Source organism: Alteromonas sp. ASW11-130, from assembly GCF_026183735.1.
In the GTDB taxonomy this organism is placed as follows: domain Bacteria; phylum Pseudomonadota; class Gammaproteobacteria; order Enterobacterales; family Alteromonadaceae; genus Alteromonas.
The window spans coordinates 16,747-40,439 of the sequence record NZ_JAPFRE010000006.1 but is presented as its reverse complement, the minus strand read 5'-3'; the positions used below and the strand labels follow the sequence as shown (position 1 = coordinate 40,439).

The following is a 23,693-nucleotide window of genomic DNA, read 5'->3' as shown; positions in this document are numbered from 1 at the left end:
TTATTCCTTATCCATAGGCAGTTGATGACGTCGAATTTGTACTACCATACCGAATAGAGGGTGGTCGAAATAATGAATTTGTTTACTTATCACTCTACGCATTTGTTGAAAGGGAACGGAGACCAACCGATATTGCGGATTTTGTTGCTCTTGTTGGGCTGAATTTATCGGAATGGGCTGACGGTAAAACAACTCGCTTTCGATGTGTAGATAAGGCACGCGGTTAATATATTTCAAAAACACCTTCATATACCCATCCAGTTTCCATATCGGAATGGGTCCTTGGGTTGAATCGGCAGATATCCCCTGTTTGGCTTTACGTTCATTGTCTTTAACTGCGGCCATCATACTGGCAAACGGAACCGGCTCGGGGTGATTCAGTTGGCGTTGTAACTGTTGAAAGAATTTACCCTGCTTATCTTCTTGTTGCGTCGTAGTGCCGATTATCGATTTAATCGAGTCATCGTTAATTGCATCTCCGGTAAGCGTAAATTGCTTAGCATAATCATTTCCAGCGAATAACCTGACCTTTTCAGCGTTATCTTTGCCAAACTTAACCTGTTGGCGCCAAGTCATATGCAGTAACCTGTTCAACCCCCGCGCCTGACGTATCTGCTGAGACAATTTTGCTAATTCACGTGCTGATTCAGGTAAAATATGTGCATTTCGGGCGAACGGCTTTTCGTCTCCGTTTAGTTCAATTTTGATCTCGTCAGGATAGGGGAGTGAATTATCTTCACGGTGCCGCGTCCACGTACCATCTTTCCACGATAGCCAGGCTTTTTCTTCACGACAAAACTGTAGCTTTGGGATACTTGGGCTGGGTGGAACGGGGGGGAGTGCGTAATTCAACCATATTCCAATAACATCCTGCTCAGTTACCGTATCAGCTAGGATGGCATCTCGGGAAGACGGCTTTGACGCTGCTAGCGTATGTTGCGGACTAAAACGACTTGCCGCGAAAGAATCGGTCGTCGATTCTCGCTCATAATTTTGCCGGGATTCGGCAGACATAACTTCATCACCTTCTAATGGTTCGGCCTGTAGCCGCTTCCATTCATCGTGCATTTGCAAAATAGTATCAATCGAAGGTGGGGTAGCAAGATGTAACTCGCTATATTTTCCACAAACCGGAAGGCTTTGTTTTACATTGTTTATGTCGGGATGTATTAAGTCGGATATGACATCTATCTCAGTGTCGATCGGACGTAAATTATCGGCGAAGTCAAATTGCTCATCAAGTTCAGTTAACGCAATAGCGCGATCAAATAAGATTACTTCCACGTCAAACCACCAGGAATCATCGTCTTGAGCCTGAGCAAAACCAGAAAGAAATAATAATGTGATTAAAAAGTGAAAATTCATTTTCCGGATGTCCCTTTTGCGAATGCGTCTAGCAATTCTCCGACAAAGGTTAGGCGTGCTTTCGCGGAATCGGTCTGTTTAACCACTCTCAATTTTTGACTTCCTTCAAATTTAAATGTGTCGGATTGCGTTTGTACCAGCTTAATAATAAACCCTGGATCCACCTTCGCTTTTTCACTGAATTCAATAGTACCACCGACACTGGTCATATCCATCTTAAGAATACCCAACTCTTTTGCTATCAGTTTTAGTTCCGCCACTGCAATTAAATTCTTGGCCGCATCGGGTAACAAGCCGAAGCGATCTATACACTCAATCTGAAATTCATCAATCTCTGCCTTTGTATCGCAACTGGCCAATTGCTTATACAGTGATAAACGCGTGTTAACATCAGCAATGTAGTCTTCTGGTAACAAAGCTGGAATACGCAGTTCAATTTCAGTTTGGTTTGAAAGAGTATCGTTTAAGGTTGGCTCACGACCTTCTTTTAATGCCGTAACGGCTTGGTCGAGCATATCCATATACAAACTAAACCCGATGCTGGTTATTTGGCCAGATTGACCTTCACCCAATAATTCACCCGCGCCACGAATTTCTAAATCATGAGTGGCTAACGCAAAACCTGCTCCCAAATCTTCTAATGCCGCTATGGCTTCAAGACGTTTGGCGGCGTCTTTGGTCATCCGTTTCGGATGGGGGGTTAGCAAGTACGCGTAAGCCTGATGATGAGAACGACCTACACGTCCACGCAGTTGGTGAAGTTGTGCAAGCCCTAAGTGGTCTGCTCTATCCATGATAATAGTATTGGCGGTGGGGACATCAATACCTGTTTCAATAATGGTAGTACAAACCAATACGTTATATCGTTGGTGATAAAAGTCGCTCATTACCTGTTCTAGCTCACGCTCTCGCATTTGGCCATGTCCAACTGCTATACGTGCTTCGGGCACAATCTCGGCAATTTCTTCAGAGGTCTTAGCTATGGTATCTACTTCGTTATGAAGGAAGTACACCTGTCCTCCACGCAAAATTTCGCGCATAATGGCTTCACGAATAGTGGCTTTGTTGCGTTGTTGTACAAAGGTTTTAATTGACAAACGTTTGGCTGGAGGGGTAGCGATAATTGACAAATCGCGCATGCCCGAAAGCGCCATATTCAATGTACGTGGAATCGGTGTAGCGGTAAGAGTCAAAATATCCACGTCAGCACGTAGGGACTTAAATTTCTCTTTCTGGCGCACGCCGAAGCGATGCTCTTCATCAATGATAACTAGCCCAAGATCAGCGAACTTGATATCGTTTTGTAGAAGTTTATGGGTGCCAACAACAATATCGACTTTGCCCTGCTCGATATTCCCAATAACCTCTTTCTGCACTTTTGCACTGACAAAACGACTCATTACCTGAATATTAAACGGCCAGTTGGCGAAACGATCGACAAAGTTCTCGTAGTGTTGTTGAGCGAGCAGGGTAGTCGGCACCAATATAGCCACTTGTTTACCCTGATTGGCTGCTAAAAACGCTGCGCGCATGGCCACTTCGGTTTTTCCGAACCCTACATCCCCGCACACCAGTCTATCCATAGCTTGAGGGTTGCCCATATCTTGAATAACCGACGTTATGGCTTGCTGTTGATCTGGTGTTTCTTCGAACGGGAAACTGTCAGCGAAGGAATGATATTCTTCCCAGTTGATAGGGTAAGCAAAACCCGGTTTTGAAGCTCGTTTAGCGTAAACGTCGAGTAGCTCTGCTGCTACGTCACGAACTTTTTCTGCTGCTTTTTGTTTTGCTTTACTCCACGCGTCTGAACCTAATGAATTAATCGGGGCATGATCAACGTCACCCCCTGTGTAGCGAGCGATTAGGTGAAGTGATGATACAGGTACGTAGAGCTTGGCCTGTTTGGCGTATTCAATACACAGATATTCGGTAGTGACGCCCCCTGCATCTAATGTTTGTAAGCCTAAGTAGCGTCCGACACCATGGTCTAAATGGACTACCGGCTGGCCAATGGACAATTCAGCAAGATTTCGAATAACTGCATTTTCGTCGGTCGCCGCGCGTTTTTCTCGCAGTCGGCGCTGACTGATTTTATGACCGAGCAGTTCCGACTCGGTAATGAATAAAATGCACTGCGTTGAAGTTTGCCAAATGAAGCTGTTTTCAACCTGTCCTACCGTTATACCTACAGGGTCATCGGTAGTTAAGAAATCGCTAAAGCCCAAACATGGCGCTGGATGAATACCTGACTTACCCAGTAAGGCCAGCAAATTTTCTCTTCTGCCTTGAGATTCTGCACAGAACAACACCCGGTCTTGTTTGGACTTCGCCTCATCGAGGAGTTTCTTTAAACGTTCTGCGGGATGCTTTTTTTGAGGCTCAAATGCAATGTCGTTCAGAGGACTAAAGCCAGAATTATAATTTCCCGCTTTTTCCGAAAGCACATCTCCTTGCAAGGTAACCCGAGGCCACTTTTTAATATCTTCAAACAGTTCGTTAACAGGCAAAAATACCTCTTCAGGAGGTAATAACGGGCGTGTTAGGTCATAACGCAATTGTTCGTATCGTTCTGTTATGTCATGCCAATGTGCTTCGCTTGCTTTAAAAATATCCCCATTCAAAAAAACCACAAACTCAGGATGAAGATAATCGAATAGTGTTGCCGTATTTTCGAAAAACAGAGGTAAATAATACTCTATTCCACTGGGAAGTGTGCCTTTGTTGACCTGATAAAAGATAGATTCACGGGCGTTGCTGGCATCAAATTGAGTTAAAAATTGTTGTCTGAATAATGATAACGCATCTTTATCTGTAGGAAACTCGCGCGCGGGGAGTAACCGTATTTCTTTAACTTCTTCGCTCGAGCGCTGACTATCCGGGTCAAAAAAACGAATGGAATCAATTTCATCATCAAATAAATCTATACGATAAGGTTTACTGCTTCCCATCGGGAATAAGTCAATAATGCTGCCTCGTATGGAAAATTCACTATGACTCATTACCTGATTGACGTGGAGGTAACCGGCCTGTTCTAAGCGGCGTCTGAAATTATCACGATCAAGTGTCTGACCCTTATTCAGCATTAGCAAATATTTGTTCAGATAATCAGTGGGGGCAAGACGCTGCATCAATGTATTTACAGGGACGATGAAAATACCTTTGGCTTTATTGGAAAGGTAATAAAGCGTTTCCAGGCGCTGAGAAACAATATCCTGATGGGGGGAAAACGCATCGTACGGTAGGGTTTCCCAGTCGGGGAAAAGTGTGATTGTGGCTGCGTCATCATTTATGAAAAAACGCAACTCACGCTCCAGCTTCATCGCCGAAGGCGTATCAGTAGTTAACACCAGCAATGGCCCATTATGTTGAGTATACGCTTGGCTGATAACCATAGCGCGACTACTGCTGGTCAGTTGCCCCCATTGCTGATGGTCGCCAAATTTTGCTTGGTGTTTAATTTTGGGTAAAGGAAGCATAGAACGTGAGGCTGTCATGTCACCCTTTATAAGTTAGTGGTATCGTTTGAGTAGAAATTGTGTCGGCGAAAAATTAAGATTGGTTCCGCTTTTGTGAACGTTTCCGCAATTGCTGTGTTTGCAAATGCAAACTAGCGCGTACTAACAATTCCTGATCTTCTTCCCGAATACGATTAAAGATGAATGCTATATGGTATTCATCTTCAGCCTGCTGACAAGTAATAACTTCACCATAGCAAAAAATAGCCGCCGCTTCTTCGTTTAAAAACAGCTTTAATTCGGCTTTAGTGCCTACAGGAATGACGTCGTGATGATGTACAACAATGCCCCCACCACCGAATTTTAACGCTTCAAAGCGTGTATCCGGTTCATCCTGTTGCTGCAAAATATAGGACATCATCAAATCAATTTTTCGAGATTGCAGATGGAGATAATCAACCAGCTCGGTAGCGTGATCGCTCAATCCGCGTAATGGTCGGAGGGCCTGAGACTGAATCGAAGACATTTCATTTGCAATTCTGAAGGCATAAGGCATGACATCATCAAGTTCGCCAGTATCGGGCAAAGTGAAGTCATCGTCTAGCGGAGTGATATTAATTTTCAATGGGTGGGCAATCATGAAAAATTCATCAAACTGCGCCTGTTTTTGTTCCAGAGATAAGTTGTCCATCTGCTTTACCTGATACTTCTCACTTCTCAACTTGTTAGTGTGCTAGCTTACACGTAGTATAGTGAGTTTACTATCAATGCCACTGCGCTGTGCGGCCTTTTTTACCAGCCGGCATTTTATATACCAGTATAGGCACAGACTTAAGAAAGTGATCACTTCTAATATCATGTTAAATTCGTTACCTGCTTTTATCGCCTTACGCTATTCAACATCCGGCAAACACAAGAGTTTTGTCGCGTTCATCAATCGCTTTTCCGTTGCAGGAATTGCCCTTGGGGTGATGGCACTTATCGTAGTAGTGTCAGTCATGAATGGTTTTGAGGGGCAGTTAAAAGACCGCGTGTTAGGAATTGCACCTCACATAGTGGTAAAAGCGAGTGACGCCTCCGAACAATCGAATTTGTCATCTTTACCTGGCGTCATCCGGGTTATGGACTTTATCGAGTCTGAAGGCGTTATTCAATCTCGCAGTGGTTTGCGAGGTGTGCAACTTCAGGGCATCGATCCGCTTATAATGCAACAACACAGTATTGTGCAATCAAAAATGCTTGTAGGACAGTTTAACCAGCTTACACCAGGTAGTTATCACGTGGTGATCGGAAGAGCGTTAGCGGTGCAGTTAGATCTTCATATAGGAGACAGACTTAGGCTACTGGTGGCAGGGGCCAGTATTTATACCCCTTTTGGCCGCATGCCTGGCCAGCGCCTTGTCACCGTGAGTGGCATATATGATGTAGGCTCCCAGTTAGATGATAAAGCAATTTTTTTACACGCTAGAGATTTGCAAAAACTATTGCGAATAGCACCGTCAGCAGCATTGGATAGGCGATTGTTTTTAGAAGATGCGTTTGAATACGAACACGTCGTGAAAACATTAGATAGCATGCAATTAGAGAGTGAAAACTGGCGTAGTCGTCAGGGGCCTTTATTTGATGCGGTAAAAATGGAAAAAAATATGATGTTTATGATGCTGTTACTTATTATCGCGGTGGCAGCTTTCAATATAGTGTCGTCTTTGGTGATGGTGGTAACAGAAAAGCAGGGCGATATAGCGATCTTGCGTACGCAAGGCATGGCAAGAAACCAAATCATGCGCATATTCATTCTTAATGGTGTCTTTAACGGTATGAAGGGGGCTTTAATTGGTGGCCTGTTAGGAATTCTCGCTTCCACTCAGCTGAATTCGCTCCTGGTGCTGATGAATGTTCCAATCGCGTTCGCTGATAATGGGCAGGGGATCCCGATTGATTTACGCTGGATGCAGATTGGGCTGGTGATGTTATTTTCACTCCTGCTGTGTGTGGTGGCCAGCTTATATCCTGCATTTAAGGCAATGTCAGTTCAACCTGCCAGCGCATTGCAAAACGAGTAGCGTGTCGTCAATACCATTCGCACTGGCGTGCGTGCAGACATCATAGTGAATTGTTATACATTGCGTTTTGCCCGTGCAAAACAGGCGCGAATTCACTATACTCCCGATCTTTTAACAATCGCGCAGAAGTCAGTATGAAAAAGCATTTTATAACCTCCCAGTCGTTATTAGAGGATAGTTTTCGTCTAGCTGCAAAAGTGTATGACGATGGCTTTCGCCCCGATTTTATTATCGGCATCTGGCGTGGCGGTGCCCCTATAGGTATTGCTGTGCAGGAATTTTTTGAGTTTCGCAATACGCCTACTGATCATATCGCAGTGCGTACGTCGTCTTATTATGGGATCAACCAGCAATCAAAAGAAATTCGCGTACACGGTCTACATTATCTAGTTGAAAACGCCAATGCCGGTGATTCTCTGTTAATTGTTGATGATGTATTCGATTCAGGACGCAGCGTAGATGCGTTGATTAAGCAAATTAAAAAATTGATGCGGTTAAACGTCCCTCAAGATATTCGTATCGCTTGCCCTTGGTATAAACCTGCTAACAATAAAACCGATATCGAGCCAAATTATTACATTAACAGTAGTGAGGAATGGTTGGTATTCCCTCACGAAATTACCGGATTGAGTGAAGAAGAAATTCGTGAAGGTAAAACCGAATTAAGCAGTGTTATGGATATCTTATTTAAAAAGTAACTTTAATTGTTACTTGTTACTTGTTACTTGTTACTTGTTACTTGTTACTTGTTACTTGTTATCAAGGTAGAACTTATCATGGAAAGTGTAAACCCACTCAGGTTTATAAATTGTTAAGAGCGTTATAGTCATTCCATTAAGCATCCCCTCAGGGAAGAGGAGCAATGGAATTAGAATTAAATAGTTATCCTTTATTACGTCCCACGCATAAATACTATCAATAAAATAATACCCTCCTAGCAATCCCATTTTAAGAGCAATCATTGCCGCACCAGGGAAAAACGCACATACGAATATGTAAACGAACAGGTTTCGCGGTATGCGATGAAACGATATCATAAAAATAACATAGGTAAGGGCTATGGGGGCCACAATGCCTAATAACCCATTGACACCCAACATTGACCAGTCATCATGTCCGATTATGGTCGTGCCTACCAGGGCGAGGGTGCCGGCTAAAATAGCAAAGCGGAAACCCAAGATTAGCGCCAACGCTGGTAGCCAGAGAAAATGTACATCCAAGCCAGGGTAAATACCCGCTCTGAATAGCCACAGCGCGAACACCGAAGCGGCAGCCCCAAATACGATATGCTGCCGGCGGCTATCGGCACGAAACTGCTCGAATGAAATATTTTTAATTATCAGGCCGTTTACCAACAGGAAAGCGACCAGACAAACAATTTGCAGAATAGTCAAAAAAAGTACTCTGTTATAGGTTGTATTCGGCCCAGATAGGGGCGTGATCGGAAGGCTTTTCAATCCCTCTTAAATCATAGTCGATGCCCGCATCCTCCAACGTCTCATGCACTGACAAAGTACTTAATATAAGATCGATACGGAGACCGCGATTGTCGTTGAAACCTTTAGAGCGGTAATCAAACCAGCTGAATTTATCTTCTGTATGGGGATGAAGATCACGGAAGCTGTCTTTGAACCCCCAATTAAAAACGGTATTCAGCCATTCGCGTTCCTCTGGTAAAAAGCTACACTTGCCGGTACGTAACCATCGTTTTTTGTTATCTTCACCTATACCGATATCTTTGTCAGTATGAGAGATATTTACATCGCCCATCACAATGATATTTTCGTCCGGTTGATGAGAAGTATTGAGGTACGTCATCAAATCCTGATAAAACTTTCGCTTAGCTGGGAATTTGGTTTCGTGGTCACGGTTTTCACCTTGCGGAAAATAACCATTTAAAATCGTAATGGGTTTACCAGATGCCCCTTTGATAGTGACCATAATCATACGACGCTGCGCGTCCTCTTCGTCAGTAGGGAAGCCCATTACTACGTTTTCTGGCTTTTCTTTCGTCAGCATAGCGACGCCATAATGACTCTTCTGGCCGTGATAAAAAACGTGATATCCCAATTCTTTTACAGCTTCCAGTGGAAACTGGTCATTATGGACCTTAATTTCTTGCAATCCGATAACGTCTGGCTGATGCTTCTCAATTAGGGCTTTTAACTGATGCAGACGGGCACGAATACCATTAATATTAAACGAGATAACTTTCATCTATTTTTACTTACTAATAAAGAGTTCATTCAAAGAGTGACGCATACTACCAGATAATCGGCCCGATCAAAGGGGCTGTGCATACTCTAGTCTTTTTAAATTTTTGGGTGTCGAGACAGTTCGAGCGTAAGCGATGATCCCTTCGAACCAATTAATCGCATGGGCAATAATTAAATCAGGTTGGATATCAGTTAGTCTCAGTTGTTCACTGATAAGTACTTTGACCTGCAGCCAATTTGCCGATTGTGCTGCCATTGTTTGATAATACCGCATCGGTAACGACGATTCACTTTTTCGCAGCCACCTAATAAGAATTTGTGCCCCCATACTGGAGCCAGCCCACACGTAGGCAAACGCTAAAAGCGAGTGAATGTCCGTTGACGCTATTTTTAAAGGACGCGAAGGGGCGAGAGTAGAAGCCGGCTGTAGTGAGTTTAAGTCCTGCATGACAGCCTCAAGCGTGGATTCACAACTCAATAAGCTACTTAACTTTGTGTTTAATTTACTGGGAGCGAACAACCTCATGCATTGATGGAACGCCGCCATTGTCGCTAGTACTTGATAATAGCTGTTTTCGTCAAACCGCTTGGGTTGCATCAACGTGGAGAAGGGAAAAGTCTTCTCTAAGTGATTGTGACAATTGGAAGTTTTGCTTTTCAATTGTTGGAAAAATGACACGTCAATCATACTAAATTATTGATCTAATCCTAAATAAAGAAGGTAATCTACGAATACATTCATATTTACAATCATAAATGTATGTTTCATGACCTCACCTGAACTACCAGCGTACCCCGAAAAGGTCGATTTATCCAATTGTGATCGTGAACCCATTCATCTTATTGGTAATATTCAAAGCCACGGCTGTTTAGTCGCATTGCGTTCTGACTGGATAGTCGCTTATTGTTCGCAAAATACGCTAGAGTATTTTGGTGCCTCTCCAGACTCCCTCATTGGTGAGCCTATTAAAAACTGGCTCGACAAAGACACCCTCCATCATATCCGTTCTGGTTTGCAATCATCAATGATAACTGGGCGTAACGAGCGGCTATTTAATCAATTCATTGAGATCACCAAAGCCGAAGTTGATGTATCGATACATCATAACGGTCAATTAATTATTATCGAATTTGAACTCGTCAATGAAGAGCGTGAACCAGCAAGTGAGTTTGTTCGCTCTTTACTCAGCCAATTTTATCGTGTAGCCGATACGAACGCATTATTCGAAACTGTGGCGGAGCAATTGCGGCTCATTACGTCATTCGACCGAGTTATGATCTATAAATTCCTACCTGACGGCTCGGGTGAGGTCATTTCTGAAGCAAAATCACATAAACTTGAAGCATTCCTTGGACTTCGTTTTCCAGCTTCAGATATACCTAAACAAGCAAGAGCGCTTTATTTAAAGAACTTATTGCGAGTCATTGGGAATGTAAATTCAGACGTCTACCCGATACTTCCCGCGTGTGGACCGGGAGGGGAAACCATAGATTTGTCATTTTCCACCTTACGTGCGGTATCTCCGATTCATATTGAGTACCTACAAAATATGGGGGTAGTGGCATCGTTATCTGTTTCAATTGTAGTTAATGGGAAGTTGTGGGGCTTAATTGCCTGCCACCATTATTCACCCAAAGTGCCTTCTTACTTCGAACGCACTGAGCTTGAATTGTTCGCTGAAGTCTTCGCTCTGGAGCTATCTTCGCGGCTTGCGAAAGACAGCGAATCCGAGAGTCTTCGTGTCAGAAAGGTGCATAACAAAATCATGTCGACGATATCATCAGATGGGGCTTTGATTGATATCATTACTAAGCAGTTTCGGACGCTCAATGAACTTATTGAGAACGACGGAATTTCAGTGATTGTTGAGGGGCAGGTAAGTTGTACAGGTAGGGCTTTGCCAGAAGGCGAATTACGAAAAGTAATTCGTTATCTCATCGGTCAGCCACCGAGCCAGATCATCGCGATCAATTCACTTGTCGCTGTTATTCCAAATTATAAAAGCAGTGTCCACAAAATTGCAGGATTGCTTGCCATTCCGGTCTCACGAGCGCCGCGTGATTATCTGCTATTTTTGCGTGAGGCCCAAACCAATACGATTAATTGGGCCGGTAATCCGCAAAAGGCGGTGGCAATAGGACCAAATGGGGCTAGGCTCCTCCCTCGCGGTAGCTTTGAACTTTGGCAGGAAACGCATGAAAATTGTTGTCATGAATGGACAGAAAATGACGAAATAGTGGGTGAATCATTACGCATTACTCTGCTTGAAGTGATGCTGCGTCACGTTCAGGAACGGGATACCATCCTGCAACAGGCGGGTCGAAAACATGAAATCTTAATTTCAGAACTGAATCATCGGGTAAGAAATATTTTAAACCTCGTTAATGCAATTATCTTACAAACAGATCATAGCGAAAGAAGTACCGAAGACTTCGTAAATGTTCTTACCGGCAGGCTATCAGCGCTTGCGTCAGCTCATAACCAGTTAACTGCATCTGAATGGACCGAAATTTCACTAGACGAATTACTCGAAACAGAAATTCAGGAGTATATGAATGCAGATACGCGTATAAAGCGCAACGGCCCGAAAATTAAGTTACATCCAGAAGCGGCTACACCGGTCGTGTTGATTATGCATGAACTTTTTACCAATGCTGCCAAATACGGGGCGCTTTCTCGCTCTCGACACGGTAGGGTAGAGATAGAATGGTATATCACCCAAGACAATGACTTGGCTATTGAATGGCAAGAAGTGGGAGGGCCACCGGTCGCCCCTCCCACACAGGAAGGCTTTGGAATGACCTTGATACAGTCTGTAATCCCCCACGAGCTACAAGGGAAGGCAGATGTTGAATTTTCTCCTCAGGGACTGAAAGCGCGCTTTACTTTTCCGAAACGGTTTATAACGGAAGTTGAAGCCAGTCGTCGAAGTTCACCGTTGATGGATCACGCAACCGAACTACAGGCATCGGTCCTACCCGACAATGCCCTCGTGGTTGAAGATAGTTTAGTGATTGCCATGGAGATACAGAAAAAGCTGAAAAGCATGGGTATCAAACACGTGTCGGTTGTGGGCAATATTAAAAACGCGACGAAGAGATACCAAGAAGAAAAGTTCGGTTTTGTAGTATTTGATATTCACCTTGGCAAGGAGACAACATTAGGCCTTATTAAGAGGGTAGCTGCCGACAACATACCGTGCGTAATTATGAGCGGATACGGTGACCAATTACAGCTACCTAAAGAATGTGATTCTGTTCCTATTCTGACCAAACCCGTATCAGAAAATGAGTTGAAACTAATATTACATTCACTGTTTCAGGAGAATAACTAAACTGTGGTAATGAAGTTAATTGAAAAACGTCGGGTATTAATTGTTGAAGATACCACAATTGCTGCGACATATCTGGCACGGGAACTATCAAAACTGGGCGCTGACGTAGTTGGCTTAGCCCGCTCTGAAGATCAGGCCATTGAAATGACAAGAGCAGAATTGCCTGAGCTTATTCTAATGGATATCCACCTGGCTGACGGGTCAGATGGAGTTGAAACAGCGGAAAAAATCACTTCACAGTTTGCCATTCCTATTATTTTTACGACGTCTTACTCCGATGATGCCACTGTTAATCGCGCGTTGAAAGCGTCCCCATACGGATATATTGTCAAGCCGTTTGACACCAAAACTATCAAAGTGACATGCGAAACTGCATTACATCGCTTTGCTCTTGAGCAAAAAGTGGTTAGCTCTGAAAAACGGTTTAAAGTAGCAGCTGAAGCAGCGCAGTTCGGCGTGGTAGAGTTAGATGGCAAAGGTAAGACCTTTTCATTTGATGGCGCGCAGAGCCTGCAGAATCGGTTTGGCGCCGGCACCCAGATGTCACGTGAAGCATTCTTAGCGCTTTTCCCGGAGCATGAACGAGGCGAAATCATTCTTACCCTCGAAAAACGCGCAAGTTTACGCAAAACCATTGTGTTGGAAGGGGATGAATCAGGTCGTAAATACTTAGATATCGTTTTTAGTGAGGTAGATTTTCATAATGGTGATGTAATCATCGGTGCAGTGATCGATGTTACTGACAAACAACGGCAGATTAAGCAATTAAGACTGTCCAATATTATTCTCGATCAATTGGTTGAAGGTGTGGCGTTGCTTGACCAGCAATTCAATATCATAGACTGTAACAAAGCGCTTTCGACGTTACTGCGAATTGATATTAGTCGTTTAAGTCATCGCGATATCTTTCAGTTTGGCTTACATGCATCCGACTTAAAAGATGCGCTTAACACATCGCAGATAGTGCGTAGAAAGACGATCTTGTTAACCGCGGATGGCGTTGAATTTCCAGCATTTGTCACCTTATCTGAGTTGGAGCAGCAACATGAAGAAATACGTTATGTTGCTACATTTTCTGATATTACCGATTTGAGCAAAGCGGAACGAAAACTAGAGTCGCTGGCTTTCACCGACCAGTTAACGGGCGCCGGAAACCGAAATTATCTTAAACTCATTCTGAACGAAGCGACCTATGCGCATTCTATTCGCGCGCTTGTGTTTATTGATTTAGATGGCTTTAAACTGGTAAATGATACTTACGGGCACAACGTCGGCGATGAACTGTTGTCCCAGTGTGCGTCCCGAATACGCGCCGTGATCCGCAATGAAGATACGTTTATTCGCCATGGGGGTGACGAATTCGTTATTTTAGTGCAGGAAGAAGGAGATTTAGCGCAATTGGGTAAGCGATTGCTGGACGTCTTCGCAGAGCCTATTGAGGTAAGTGATACCGAGTTAAAAACCAGCGCGAGCATCGGTATTGCCGAAATGGAAGGTACCCAGGAGCCAGAAAACCTTCTAAAGCATGCAGATATTGCTATGTACGAGGCAAAGCGCAAAGGAAAAAACCAGGTAGTCTTTTTTTCAGGTGAACAAAACGATGCGATTGAATACCGCCTGTATGTGGAACAAGGGCTATTTAACGCTATAGAGAACAAAGATTTACATGCACGCTTTCAGCCCATTGTGGATACAGAAAACCGTGTGGTGGCTTTAGAAGCATTGTGTCGATGGCGCAGTCAGGATATAGGCGATATTCATCCCGAAAGTTTTATTCCCATAGCTGAAGAGACAGGGCTGATAAATGCATTGGGTCTGAAGATGCTCAAAGAGGTATGTATAGCCAGCGTGACATTGAGGGATGCTGGTTTAGGGGATATAAAGTTCCATGTGAATGTATCGATCTTGCAGCTAAATTCAAAATTAATGGTGAGCCAGTTTTTAGAGTATCTGGACGATTTCGACGTCAAGCCTGAAGCGTTGGTATTGGAAGTCACAGAGTCTGCAATGCACGACATTGGCACGCGTAAAGTACTGCGAAAACTTGCTAAATCAGGTTTCACCATTGCCTTGGACGATTTCGGGGCGGGATACGCTTCGGTTTCCGAGCTGGGCGAATCTTATACGTCTATCATTAAACTGGATAAGTCTCTTGCTCCCGGAGAAGATAAGTCCAGCCAAAAAAATATTATCGCAGAAAGTATTATTCAGTTATGTCGTCGGTTAGATAAATCAATTTTATTGGAAGGAATTGAAACACAACAACAAGCCGATTTTGCTCGCCATGCAGGCTGCCACTATATGCAAGGTTTTCATTTTTCAGAGCCTTTAACATTGACGGACGTTATCTCATTTATTCAGCAAGATTGAGATTCGCCTTTATGCGTAAGTGCCACAGGGCAAGAGGGATATAGCTTAAGAAGTTGCTTTGGAGTGAAGTGCCAAGGTTTTTCAAGGCAACGTAATGCGCAGTAAATGCCTGTCTTTTTTGCTTCAGTTCAGGCAAGCATAACCTTAAGCGATAGGAATCGGAATACCACTCTTGCAGCCACTTTAGCTCAATGTAGAAGCACAGACCTAGCGAGGGGTAATATTCTAGGTTGTCTCAACAAACGCTTTCCTTAAGTACTGATAGTTTGATATTGCCGGGGCTGTCTATCGTTTAAGGTATCGTTATTCCGTGTCATCAAAAATGTAACGTGTACTTATTACCTATTTCCCATTATCAATCTAACCAATATAAGTCGTCGAGCATTGTTTCACTTTTCACTTTTCACTATTTCCCCAGGTTAGCAATCCACACCATTAGTCGCTCATCGGTGTAATAGTAAGGTTGACTACTTTCTGTAGATCGACTTGGCGTCTTTTGAGATGAGAAAAATACATACCTTTCAGTCTGTCATCGACTTTATAAAGGGTTAAATATCTTCGGTTTCGATGCTGCTTAGACGTTGCGTGATGAACGTTTGTGCCGAACAGTTATGGTCGTATATTACTGGCAGTGTGAATTTATTAGGACAAATCATCTCATTGATCATTTTGTGAATGAGCTGGGGGGTAGGGGTAACGATAGCCACACTGCACGCAGATTTCGACGTTTCGCAAACAACTACAGTGCAAGGCAATTGCTCAATACGATCTTCGATCAATTCAAGCATGCTTAATGTTTGGCCTGGAAATGAATTCAAACGCACTGAATGATTTTGCGCTATAGCCTCGTCATTCCATAAAAACCTTACTTCCACAATGTCACCTTCAATAGCTGCTGCAATATCATCTCGAAGATACAACATGAAACGTCGGTAATTTATGCTAACGGTGTCACGACTGTTGAATCGGGCGGGTAATAAAAACTGTGTTTTGACATTATGTAGTTGCATTTGCTAAACGTATTCTCTGCCAAAATTATGATTGTTTACATACATTGAGATAGGAAATGTATCATATACTTTATCGCTGGACATGCGAGTACCATGAACAACAAATAAGTTTGCATGTTCATTTCCGTATTCGCTAACAAACACGCCTATAAACTCGTTAACTAGCTCATTCGCTTTGACAAAAACGTCCTGGATCAACTCCATCGCTTGGTCATGTAACCGTTTCAGGCTCTGATTAAAGGTAGTGAGCATTTTAATAAGGTCCAGCGTTCCGCTTACTTCATCAAAAACCGATGCTCTGAATTCAGCAGGTCCGCCAATGTAATCTTTTTCAATAAAGGCATTGATGTAATATAGCCTTTCAAATAGGCCTGCATCATTTTGTTTCATTTCAGTTTTCATTTTTATAGTGTGGATACTCAACCCATAGTGAGCTACGTAGTCATAAAGTGAATCGATGAAACGAAATGCGAACGAGCGTTTGTACTCACTTTCCATTTTTCTTGAGAGCACATTAACTAATTCCCGATCCTGTGGAACGCAGGTTTGTACGTGACGTTTTAATTGGCTGGTGAAAATTCGTGCGCTTAGCACATAGTTATTAATATTCGCATTTAAACGCGCTTTACCGTCTTCAATCGCTTTAATATCATCTTGTCGCGCATATTGTTCGCCTAAAGAACGCATGGCTTCAAGAATCAGTTTGTAATTGGATAGTACTAAACGATGCTTATGCGATATCGCATAAGCAGAAGATAGTCTTTTTCGAGCGCGTTTAAGCTCTTTAAACTGTTCTTGAGTAAGCGCAAGCCGAACATCCTGCTTACGTGACACAATGTAAAATTCTGAGTCCATTGGTAAAGGCTACGTCTAATACTGAATAGAGATTAGCACGCTTTGCGTGGAAACAAAATTACAACCGGATGAGCGGTAAAAATTTATCCACCTGCTTTAGTAGAATTTAATTTTGGCGTGGTAGCAAGGGATTAAAGTAGTTATTCTATGTTTAAGCACTTATAATTTAAGCGTCTTAATTATCGGAGTTCGTAAGTGTTTCCTCATACTGTCACTCATTCTTTACCTGACAATATAATTACTCAGGCCGCCGCCTTATCTGCTGAGGAACGACTAGAGTTATTTTTAACTTATGTCGCAAAAGCGGGGGAAATATGGGCACTGGTCGGAAATAACGGCTACGTTATGATGGAAATGCTGGAAGGTAGTTGCCTACCCGTGTGGCCCCATAAACAACTGGTTCAATGTTGGCATCGTTCAGCGAAAACTGATGCTATGCCCCAGCCCATTTCACTGGATGAGTTCCTAGTAACTTGGCTACCAGGTCTGGAAAAAAATAATACAAGCGTAGCAGTCTTTCCAACCGCTGAACATGAGGCTGAGATGCTGCTGACCGCTAATGAGCTCAAATCGCATTTACTCGATGGTGTAGAGTAAGCATTAACCATGATGAACTCAACCGAATTTCAGCCTCTTGCTTTACGTTTGTTGAACGCACGTGGCTGGGATAATAAAATGCGAATGTTAGTTTTAGCGTCTAAACAGTTACCCACGCTGGATACTCACTTGAGAGTCAATGATACCCTGGTAAAGGGTTGTGACAGCGATGTATGGCTGGATTGTAAAGATACCGAACCTACAATACTTTATATGGCGTATTCACCTAGTAAGGTAATCAGAGGCGTGCTGGCGATCATTTTGGAACAAACAAATCAGTTAACGCCTGAAGCAGTAGTGGCATTCAATTTTGATGAATTTTGTGAAAAACTAGCGTTGTCACGTTTTCTAAGCCAATCCAGAGGTAATGGTTTGCGAAAGGTTATTCAGCGTATTAAATTGCTTGCCGAAAGATGAACTTAAGCACATTACGATAGTCTACGTTTTTGACTTATTTTTTTCTTCGATCCATTGCGACATGTATTGAGTGCTGCGCAGTGTTTTGTGCCACAACACAAACTGTAAAGGGAGTGTGGCTCTGTGTTCGTCCAGCTCCTCCAATAATTGTGCTATTTGCGTGAGGAATCTACGTTTATTCTCGGCAGAGGCAAATTTGGGCGATAATACAGATTCAATTTTTGCCTGTTGCGAGACCCACAAAGATTCATTTAAATAAAGCTCAATAGCCTGCTCAGCAAATTCCTGCCAGTTATCAGAAACAGCGCCGGGCCATTTGGCTTTCGGGGCTATGCCTTCAGCTCCAATTGATGAGGTAACGCTCGGCATTTGTGCATGCATTGCCGCAAGTAGTTTGCCTTTTATTCCTGCACCGAACCTTATAGGGGCCAACATCACACGATGGAGCGGTAACACTTCGGCAATATTCTCTACCCATCCTTTTACAAGAAAACCCGTTTTTACATCTTCTAATTGCGTCGCTTTTTTCGGGGGATAGGCTCCCATTACAGATAAGGTAGCGTCCGGTATGCTTGCTTTAATTTTAGGCCATATGTGTTGCTTTAACTGTAAGGTAGCATCCCAGTTAGGCGCGTGTCTGAAATTGCCTACCCAGGCAAAGCCATGACGCTGTGAAAATGAGGGGGTCTCACAATTAAACTCGGTGTCAAGCAAAGGAAGATACATTAATTGCTGTTCTGGAATGCCAAAGTGGGTGGTCAGTATTGAATACTCATGCTCAGAAATGATTAAGGTTAAGTCACTTCGTAATATGGCAGCTATTTCACGTTGGGTAATGTCACTTGTAATATCGCTCGTGTGCGGCACTGGCGTATTGCTTTTAATCGCCTGATGCCGCGTATGGCGCAGACTATGCAAATCTTCTGTATTAATAACACGCATCGCACGGGGGCATACATGTTTTACCCGCCAGGAGAACTGTTCTTCAGTCATAAAACGATCAAAAATAACCAGCGTTGGGTCAACTTTCTTTACGTAGTCATCAAAGCTGGAATCGTTCAACGAGATAGTATCCAGGCAGACTCCTAACGAGGTTATATCCGCTTTGTGCAGACTATCTGCGGCAGCGCTAACAAAGTTTACTTCCCACTGTTGTTGTTTTAGCGCATTAATTATGCCCATCATATTTTGACCTGCCGCAGAGGAATTAGGCTCAGGCCAGACAAATCCCACTATTAACGCCCGCTTTTTCATTAACACTTCCGCACAATCATCTTCTGGGTCAGAATTGTACCAAAGATCGCCGTAAGGAGTAGCAGCGTGTTGCATGGAGTTTTCGGCGCTGCATTTATCGGGGCGGCATTGGCAAACCATTGCGTAAAGATAGGTTTGTGTCTCGCGGGCAGTGGATAAGGAGATTACAAGAAGCCCTCATTCTTACTGACTATGTCGGCAATTGTGCGAAAATCACCCTTTCTATCCCTGGACCGAATTAAAAAGCGAATGTGATGTGGTTAGCGGGCAAATGTACTGCGACAAAATCCTGAATTGAAGATCTGAAAAGATAGTACATAAGCCATCCGTGTTTATCTGATGACAGAACGGTATAGGTTCCCACAAGTTTGTTAAACCACATTTCCATCCTACGTGGTTATTAAAGACCGTGTTCCGTTTAATGTAGTTAGCAACACAAATGCTGACAATTGATGAAAATGTAAAGCATCTATGTGGTGGGATTTGAAGGCAGACAAACCATCTGAAATCGACTATCTAAATTATGCGGTACTCAACGCAGGATTGCAGCACAATATCTCATGTCAGGTTAACTTATTTTTAGTAGATGAAATAAATTTTCTCGAGATAGAGTATACCAATCCAGCAGCTTATAAGGAGGTGGCAGCTGGTTAACTATTAGAAAAACTAATATCGAAAATAAAAAAAGATAGTTCTGGAAATTGATCAATAGAAGATTAATTATAAAAAACTCAGTAAAATAGTTGCAACTGGCTAGGTTAATGGCCTATACGTAATAGTCAGGATAACCTCAATTATCAACGGAACTGAAATACGCGATCCACTAAGTGGCAGGATTGCTTTCGGAGTTGCTATTCAATGAGCGTACAAGATATTGCCGTAAACGCTAAAGACATTTATGTTTTACCCGATGCGGTAACCCGTTTGAAAGAGTGTCTCGACGACAACTCAGCGACAATCGATGATATAGCTGACATTATCTCTTTCGATCCCGCTTTGGCTGCGCAAATTCTTAAAGTTTCAAACAGCGCCCTTTATCGTTTTCCTAATAAAATTGAAACGATTAGCAAAGCGCTGCAAGTCATAGGTACACGCGCTGCGTATGATCTTGCATTGGCATATGGGGTCACTCATGCATTTAGCGAAGTTGACGGTTCAGTTATAGATTTGGACAAATTTTGGGAACAGAGCGTGTCGTGTGGCTTATTGGCTAAATTTATAGCTGAGCAACGGGGTATAAAAGAACCAGAAAGACTTTTTGTTGCAGGTTTACTTCACAATATTGGGGAACTTGTCATTTCGGAGTCGCATCCGAAACAGGCTGAACGATGTCAGGCTTTTAATGAACGAGTGAGTCCGGCAGAACTCCAACACGCTATTTTAGATTTTACTTATGCTGAATTATCAGCAGAGTTAGTAAAACAATGGGGTATTCCAGAATCGATTTATCGCCCGGTAAACGAGATTCACCAGGTCTTTAATGAAAGGGCGCTGGAAGACGAGCGCATATTACAGCTAAGTTACGTGTTAGCACTGGATAATGTAAACCCTGAAATTTATCCCAGTTACAGCAATTTAGAACCACATTTGCATGAATCGTTGGCATTGGAAATAGATGATCTTGAGGACGCGCTGGATATAACTAATTTACAGTGTTTAAGCGTTATTTCCCTGTTTAATCCCAGCGCGTTTATGCTCTACTAATTTTGTCTGATTTAATCGAACACTGCAACGGTCTGCCGACTTAGGGCTACTACCTGATTATGCTTGTCCCAGATTGTTGCTTCAACATGCCCATAACCATCAGCAGCTTGACGTGTCTCAGCCTTATATGCAAACCAGTCTTCACCGCTTACATGGCGATGCGGATGTATAAACTCAACATTCCAGCTGACTGTACTTGCAGGCGCAGGCCATCGTAGCATCTGCAACAGGGTGGGAGGCCAAGCGTCAATCATGGCGATAACATGAGCGTCATTAATCTGTTTTGGGGGCTTGGCAAAACGCATAAATCCTTCGTATAGCGCTGATTTCTTTCCAGTGAAAGGTATTCCGCCTTTGTCGATGGATAAATCGAAGTGCTGAATGAATTTTGGCGTAACTTTAGGTATCTGCGGGATAAATTTAGCTCTGTCAGGCGCTGGCATGGAATGCTCTTGCTTATTTTCCACCGCAATTTTAGATTTTCGGGCTAGACCAAAACAGGCCTGGGAAAACACGCTCACCTGTCCATTTTGGATAACCTCACCCGTGTACTGCGACACACTCTTACCTTCTCGTAGTTTGGTAACTTTTATAGTGAATGCGGTATCTAGCGCCAATGGACCAATAAAGTTTGTGGTAAAAGAACGTAACAAACTGCTATCGTCATTAACGATTCGTTTAATCGCTGTATAAACCATGGCTGCGGAAATTCCACCAAATGCGGTGCGGCCTTGCGCCCAGTTTTTCGGAATAGTTAACTCGGTGAACTCGCTGTGAGTTGTGGAGAGCTTTATCGGCTCTGGTAAAGTCAGTAATTCGTCTACAAACATTTGATCTGGTCAGATGAGTTGGGTTAAGGTGCATCATAACTAAAATAAACACGTGCGCCAATACCTTATAATTGGATTTAATTAACGATGACCTCACACTCTGACAAGCTGATTCCTGTCCAATTCGTTCATGCGAATGGTTTTCCGTTTGGAAGCTACCGTGCTTTAGTTGATGCTGTGTCAGACAATATTTGCATTTCAGGTAAAGAAAAGTATGGGCACGAGCCACATTTGCCGGTTACTAACAATTGGCCATTTATTGTAAAGGAAGTATTGGAACAGATTGATGAAAACAGCGCATCATACAATAAAACATTTTTAGTAGGGCATTCGTTCGGTGCAGTGGTTTCCTATATGGCTGCATGTTTAGCACCTGAAAAAGTGGCCGGCCTGATTATGCTTGATCCCCCCTTAGTGACGGGGTGGCGAAGGTATTTAATAAAGCTACTAAAGAAAACACCGTGGATTGATAAAGTTACCCCAGCAGGCTTAGCACAAACGCGCAACATAAGCTGGCCCCATTCAACGGACATGGTAGACTACTTTTCGGCTAAAACACTCTTTTCGAATATGGATAGGCGGTGTATAGAAGACTATGTGAGAAGTGCTACGAATGCAGAACAAGACGCTATTCGACTTACCTTTAGCCATGAGGTCGAGGCTTCAATTTTTCGTAACGTTGCCGATAATTTAAATTATTATGCGGGCAAACTTCAATGTCCATCTTTGCTGGTAACGGGAGAGTCATCGACCGTATGTATGCCAGCCATGCGGGATGTGTTTGTTAAACAAAACGCGCTGAAACATATCATCACACGGGGGGGACACATGTTTCCGTTGGAATACCCCGAACACACGGCAAAACTAATCGAAGCAATCTTGACTCAGTGGTATCAAGAAAGCTCGCAGTAATGCATACGTGCTGAGCATACATAAGTGTTGATTTACGCTTCAGGATTGAGGCCACCGACCGGCTGACCTAGCATTTCTCTGGTAACCAGAACTACGCCTTTGTCCGATACTCGAAACCCTCTGGCGCGGTCCTCTTCATGGTTATATCCAATTACTGTTCCCTCGGGGACAACACATCCGCGGTCAATAACTACCTTTTTCAGTTTACAATGCCGCATAATTTCAACATCTGGCAATAAGACGGCTTCTTCAATAAGTCCGTATGAGTGGACTCGAACATTTGAAAATACCAGACTTCGACGTAACGTTGAGCCTGAGATAATACATCCCCCCGATACGACAGAGTTGATGGCTTCTCCTCGGCGGCCGGGATCTTCCCAAACAAATTTTGCTGGAGGGAGTTGCTCTTGATATGTCCAGATAGGCCACTTTTGGTCATACAGGTTTAGTTGAGGAACTGGGGCTACCATCTCCATGTTAGCCTGCCAGAAAGAGTCAATGGTCCCCACGTCTCGCCAATATACATCGCCGCCCGCCGATTTCTCAAATGGAAACGCAAATACATTATGATCTTTAATAATGGCCGGAATGATGTCTTTACCGAAGTCGCGTTCAGAGCCTAAGTTTTGTGCATCACGGCGAAGTTGCTCGAATAAAAATTCGGTGTCAAACACGTAGTTACCCATTGATGCCAAACAATGTGTGGGATCATGGGGTAACGGTACTGGCTGGGTTGGTTTCTCCTCAAAACCAAGGATACGGTAATGCTCATCAACTGACATCACGCCAAACGCCCCCGCAGCCTCCTCAAGGGGCACCGCCATACACGATACCGTCATTTTTGCATTATTTTCGACATGATGCGCTAACATGTGGCCGTAATCCATACGGTAGATATGGTCCCCGGATAAAATCATTACATACTTAGGCAATTCGTCGCGGATAATATCAATATTCTGGAATACAGCATCCGCTGTGCCTTCATACCAGCTTTCAGAAAATCGCTGGGAGGCAGGTAAAATCTCGACCGATTCACCTAACTCTTTTTTAAAGTGTCCCCAGCCGCGAACCAGATGTCGAATAAGAGAGTGAGATTTGTATTGTGTCACCACTCCAATTCGACGGATGCCTGAATTAACACAGTTTGATAAGGGAAAATCAATAATGCGAAATTTACCGCCAAAGTAGAGGGCTGGTTTTGCGCGCCAATTGGTAAGCTCATGTAAACGAGAGCCCTTGCCACCTGCCAATATCAAAGCATAGGTGTCGCGGGTTAAATTACTGATGTAACGTGAACTTTTATCAACCAT

At 43.3% G+C, this 23,693-nt stretch carries 20 protein-coding genes; 9 read left to right on the top strand and 11 right to left on the bottom strand.

All coding sequences use genetic code 11. The annotated features are described in order from the left end of the window. From OPS28_RS02145 to OPS28_RS02135, 3 genes are read right to left on the bottom strand one after another with little or no spacing between them, the layout of a single operon-like run. Entirely contained in the window at positions 1–1,365 is a 1,365-nt protein-coding gene (locus tag OPS28_RS02145) for a CsiV family protein (RefSeq protein ID WP_265607787.1), read from the bottom strand. Next, complete coding sequence (gene mfd, locus OPS28_RS02140) at positions 1,362–4,859, bottom strand: transcription-repair coupling factor (RefSeq protein WP_265607786.1); 3,498 nt, start codon at positions 4,857–4,859, stop codon at positions 1,362–1,364. Before mfd ends, OPS28_RS02145 begins: the two co-directional genes overlap by 4 nt. Before the next feature lie 55 nt (positions 4,860–4,914). After that, a complete protein-coding gene (locus OPS28_RS02135; RefSeq protein WP_265607785.1) occupies positions 4,915–5,511 on the bottom strand; it encodes a PilZ domain-containing protein in 597 nt (198 codons plus the stop codon). A gap of 166 nt (positions 5,512–5,677) precedes the next feature. On the opposite strand from OPS28_RS02135, the gene OPS28_RS02130 reads away from it, so the two are divergent. Then, positions 5,678–6,883, top strand: a complete 1,206-nt coding sequence (locus OPS28_RS02130; protein ID WP_265607784.1) for a lipoprotein-releasing ABC transporter permease subunit — start codon at positions 5,678–5,680, stop codon at positions 6,881–6,883. A 134-nt stretch (positions 6,884–7,017) separates the two neighbouring features. Next, positions 7,018–7,581, top strand: coding sequence for a phosphoribosyltransferase (locus OPS28_RS02125; protein ID WP_265607783.1), 564 nt, complete (start codon positions 7,018–7,020; stop codon positions 7,579–7,581). A 51-nt stretch (positions 7,582–7,632) separates the two neighbouring features. Here OPS28_RS02125 and OPS28_RS02120 read toward each other — a convergent pair whose 3' ends face one another. The 3 genes from OPS28_RS02120 to OPS28_RS02110 all read right to left on the bottom strand — a co-directional run bounded on the left by OPS28_RS02120 (position 7,633) and on the right by OPS28_RS02110 (position 9,787). Then, positions 7,633–8,277 carry an energy-coupling factor ABC transporter permease gene (locus OPS28_RS02120; protein ID WP_265607782.1) on the bottom strand — a complete coding sequence of 215 codons (645 nt, stop codon included), beginning with the start codon at positions 8,275–8,277 and terminating at the stop codon, positions 7,633–7,635. Between the two features lie 13 nt (positions 8,278–8,290). Then, positions 8,291–9,100 (bottom strand): exodeoxyribonuclease III, encoded by an 810-nt coding sequence (gene xthA, locus OPS28_RS02115; protein ID WP_265607781.1) that lies wholly within the window; start codon positions 9,098–9,100, stop codon positions 8,291–8,293. Positions 9,101–9,166: 66 nt separating this feature from the next. After that, positions 9,167–9,787, bottom strand: a complete 621-nt coding sequence (locus OPS28_RS02110; protein ID WP_265607779.1) for a biliverdin-producing heme oxygenase — start codon at positions 9,785–9,787, stop codon at positions 9,167–9,169. A gap of 79 nt (positions 9,788–9,866) precedes the next feature. Between OPS28_RS02110 and OPS28_RS02105 the strand changes: the two genes are divergently transcribed. Further along, positions 9,867–12,434 (top strand): HWE histidine kinase domain-containing protein, encoded by a 2,568-nt coding sequence (locus tag OPS28_RS02105; protein WP_265607778.1) that lies wholly within the window; start codon positions 9,867–9,869, stop codon positions 12,432–12,434. A gap of 9 nt (positions 12,435–12,443) precedes the next feature. Further along, entirely contained in the window at positions 12,444–14,804 is a 2,361-nt protein-coding gene (locus OPS28_RS02100) for a two-component system response regulator (protein ID WP_265607859.1), read from the top strand. A 548-nt stretch (positions 14,805–15,352) separates the two neighbouring features. Here OPS28_RS02100 and OPS28_RS02095 read toward each other — a convergent pair. Together OPS28_RS02095 and OPS28_RS02090 are read right to left on the bottom strand one after the other, a co-directional pair. Then, positions 15,353–15,814, bottom strand: a complete 462-nt coding sequence (locus OPS28_RS02095) for a hypothetical protein (protein ID WP_265607777.1) — start codon at positions 15,812–15,814, stop codon at positions 15,353–15,355. 3 nt (positions 15,815–15,817) lie between these two features. Beyond that, entirely contained in the window at positions 15,818–16,669 is an 852-nt protein-coding gene (locus OPS28_RS02090) for a hypothetical protein (RefSeq protein ID WP_265607776.1), read from the bottom strand. 195 nt (positions 16,670–16,864) lie between these two features. On the opposite strand from OPS28_RS02090, the gene OPS28_RS02085 reads away from it, so the two are divergent. After that, complete coding sequence (locus OPS28_RS02085; protein ID WP_265607775.1) at positions 16,865–17,266, top strand: DUF2750 domain-containing protein; 402 nt, start codon at positions 16,865–16,867, stop codon at positions 17,264–17,266. Positions 17,267–17,275: 9 nt separating this feature from the next. After that, positions 17,276–17,683 (top strand): SufE family protein, encoded by a 408-nt coding sequence (locus OPS28_RS02080; RefSeq protein ID WP_265607774.1) that lies wholly within the window; start codon positions 17,276–17,278, stop codon positions 17,681–17,683. Between the two features lie 21 nt (positions 17,684–17,704). Here the strand turns inward: OPS28_RS02080 and OPS28_RS02075 are convergent, their stop codons facing one another. Further along, the gene (locus tag OPS28_RS02075; protein WP_265607773.1) at positions 17,705–19,012 is read right to left on the bottom strand and encodes a glycosyltransferase; all 1,308 of its coding nucleotides are present in this window, start codon (positions 19,010–19,012) and stop codon (positions 17,705–17,707) included. A 396-nt stretch (positions 19,013–19,408) separates the two neighbouring features. Here OPS28_RS02075 and OPS28_RS02070 point away from each other — a divergent pair, with 396 nt between their 5' ends. Together OPS28_RS02070 and OPS28_RS02065 are read left to right on the top strand one after the other, a co-directional pair. Beyond that, positions 19,409–19,591 (top strand): ketopantoate reductase family protein, encoded by a 183-nt coding sequence (locus OPS28_RS02070; RefSeq protein ID WP_265607772.1) that lies wholly within the window; start codon positions 19,409–19,411, stop codon positions 19,589–19,591. A gap of 204 nt (positions 19,592–19,795) precedes the next feature. Then, entirely contained in the window at positions 19,796–20,641 is an 846-nt protein-coding gene (locus OPS28_RS02065; RefSeq protein WP_265607770.1) for an HDOD domain-containing protein, read from the top strand. An 11-nt stretch (positions 20,642–20,652) separates the two neighbouring features. Here OPS28_RS02065 and OPS28_RS02060 read toward each other — a convergent pair whose 3' ends face one another. After that, positions 20,653–21,471, bottom strand: coding sequence for a thioesterase family protein (locus tag OPS28_RS02060; protein WP_265607769.1), 819 nt, complete (start codon positions 21,469–21,471; stop codon positions 20,653–20,655). Between the two features lie 87 nt (positions 21,472–21,558). Between OPS28_RS02060 and OPS28_RS02055 the strand changes: the two genes are divergently transcribed. Continuing rightward, positions 21,559–22,383 (top strand): alpha/beta fold hydrolase, encoded by an 825-nt coding sequence (locus tag OPS28_RS02055; RefSeq protein WP_265607768.1) that lies wholly within the window; start codon positions 21,559–21,561, stop codon positions 22,381–22,383. A gap of 32 nt (positions 22,384–22,415) precedes the next feature. On the opposite strand, the gene glgC is transcribed toward OPS28_RS02055, so the two are convergent. Continuing rightward, complete coding sequence (gene glgC / locus OPS28_RS02050; RefSeq protein WP_265607767.1) at positions 22,416–23,693, bottom strand: glucose-1-phosphate adenylyltransferase; 1,278 nt, start codon at positions 23,691–23,693, stop codon at positions 22,416–22,418.

Coding starts and splice junctions, on each gene's coding strand:
- xthA (WP_265607781.1), bottom strand. CDS start 9,100: ATGAAAGTTATCTCGTTTAATATTAATGGTATTCGTGCCCGTCTGCAT.
- OPS28_RS02135 (WP_265607785.1), bottom strand. CDS start 5,511: ATGGACAACTTATCTCTGGAACAAAAACAGGCGCAGTTTGATGAATTT.
- OPS28_RS02055 (WP_265607768.1), top strand. CDS start 21,559: ATGACCTCACACTCTGACAAGCTGATTCCTGTCCAATTCGTTCATGCG.
- OPS28_RS02065 (WP_265607770.1), top strand. CDS start 19,796: ATGAGCGTACAAGATATTGCCGTAAACGCTAAAGACATTTATGTTTTA.
- OPS28_RS02130 (WP_265607784.1), top strand. CDS start 5,678: ATGTTAAATTCGTTACCTGCTTTTATCGCCTTACGCTATTCAACATCC.
- OPS28_RS02125 (WP_265607783.1), top strand. CDS start 7,018: ATGAAAAAGCATTTTATAACCTCCCAGTCGTTATTAGAGGATAGTTTT.
- OPS28_RS02110 (WP_265607779.1), bottom strand. CDS start 9,787: ATGATTGACGTGTCATTTTTCCAACAATTGAAAAGCAAAACTTCCAAT.
- OPS28_RS02075 (WP_265607773.1), bottom strand. CDS start 19,012: ATGCAACACGCTGCTACTCCTTACGGCGATCTTTGGTACAATTCTGAC.
- OPS28_RS02080 (WP_265607774.1), top strand. CDS start 17,276: ATGATGAACTCAACCGAATTTCAGCCTCTTGCTTTACGTTTGTTGAAC.
- OPS28_RS02145 (WP_265607787.1), bottom strand. CDS start 1,365: ATGAATTTTCACTTTTTAATCACATTATTATTTCTTTCTGGTTTTGCT.
- OPS28_RS02060 (WP_265607769.1), bottom strand. CDS start 21,471: ATGTTTGTAGACGAATTACTGACTTTACCAGAGCCGATAAAGCTCTCC.
- OPS28_RS02105 (WP_265607778.1), top strand. CDS start 9,867: ATGACCTCACCTGAACTACCAGCGTACCCCGAAAAGGTCGATTTATCC.
- OPS28_RS02070 (WP_265607772.1), top strand. CDS start 19,409: ATGTGGTGGGATTTGAAGGCAGACAAACCATCTGAAATCGACTATCTA.
- OPS28_RS02095 (WP_265607777.1), bottom strand. CDS start 15,814: ATGCAACTACATAATGTCAAAACACAGTTTTTATTACCCGCCCGATTC.
- glgC (WP_265607767.1), bottom strand. CDS start 23,693: ATGGTTGATAAAAGTTCACGTTACATCAGTAATTTAACCCGCGACACC.
- mfd (WP_265607786.1), bottom strand. CDS start 4,859: ATGACAGCCTCACGTTCTATGCTTCCTTTACCCAAAATTAAACACCAA.
- OPS28_RS02100 (WP_265607859.1), top strand. CDS start 12,444: ATGAAGTTAATTGAAAAACGTCGGGTATTAATTGTTGAAGATACCACA.
- OPS28_RS02090 (WP_265607776.1), bottom strand. CDS start 16,669: ATGGACTCAGAATTTTACATTGTGTCACGTAAGCAGGATGTTCGGCTT.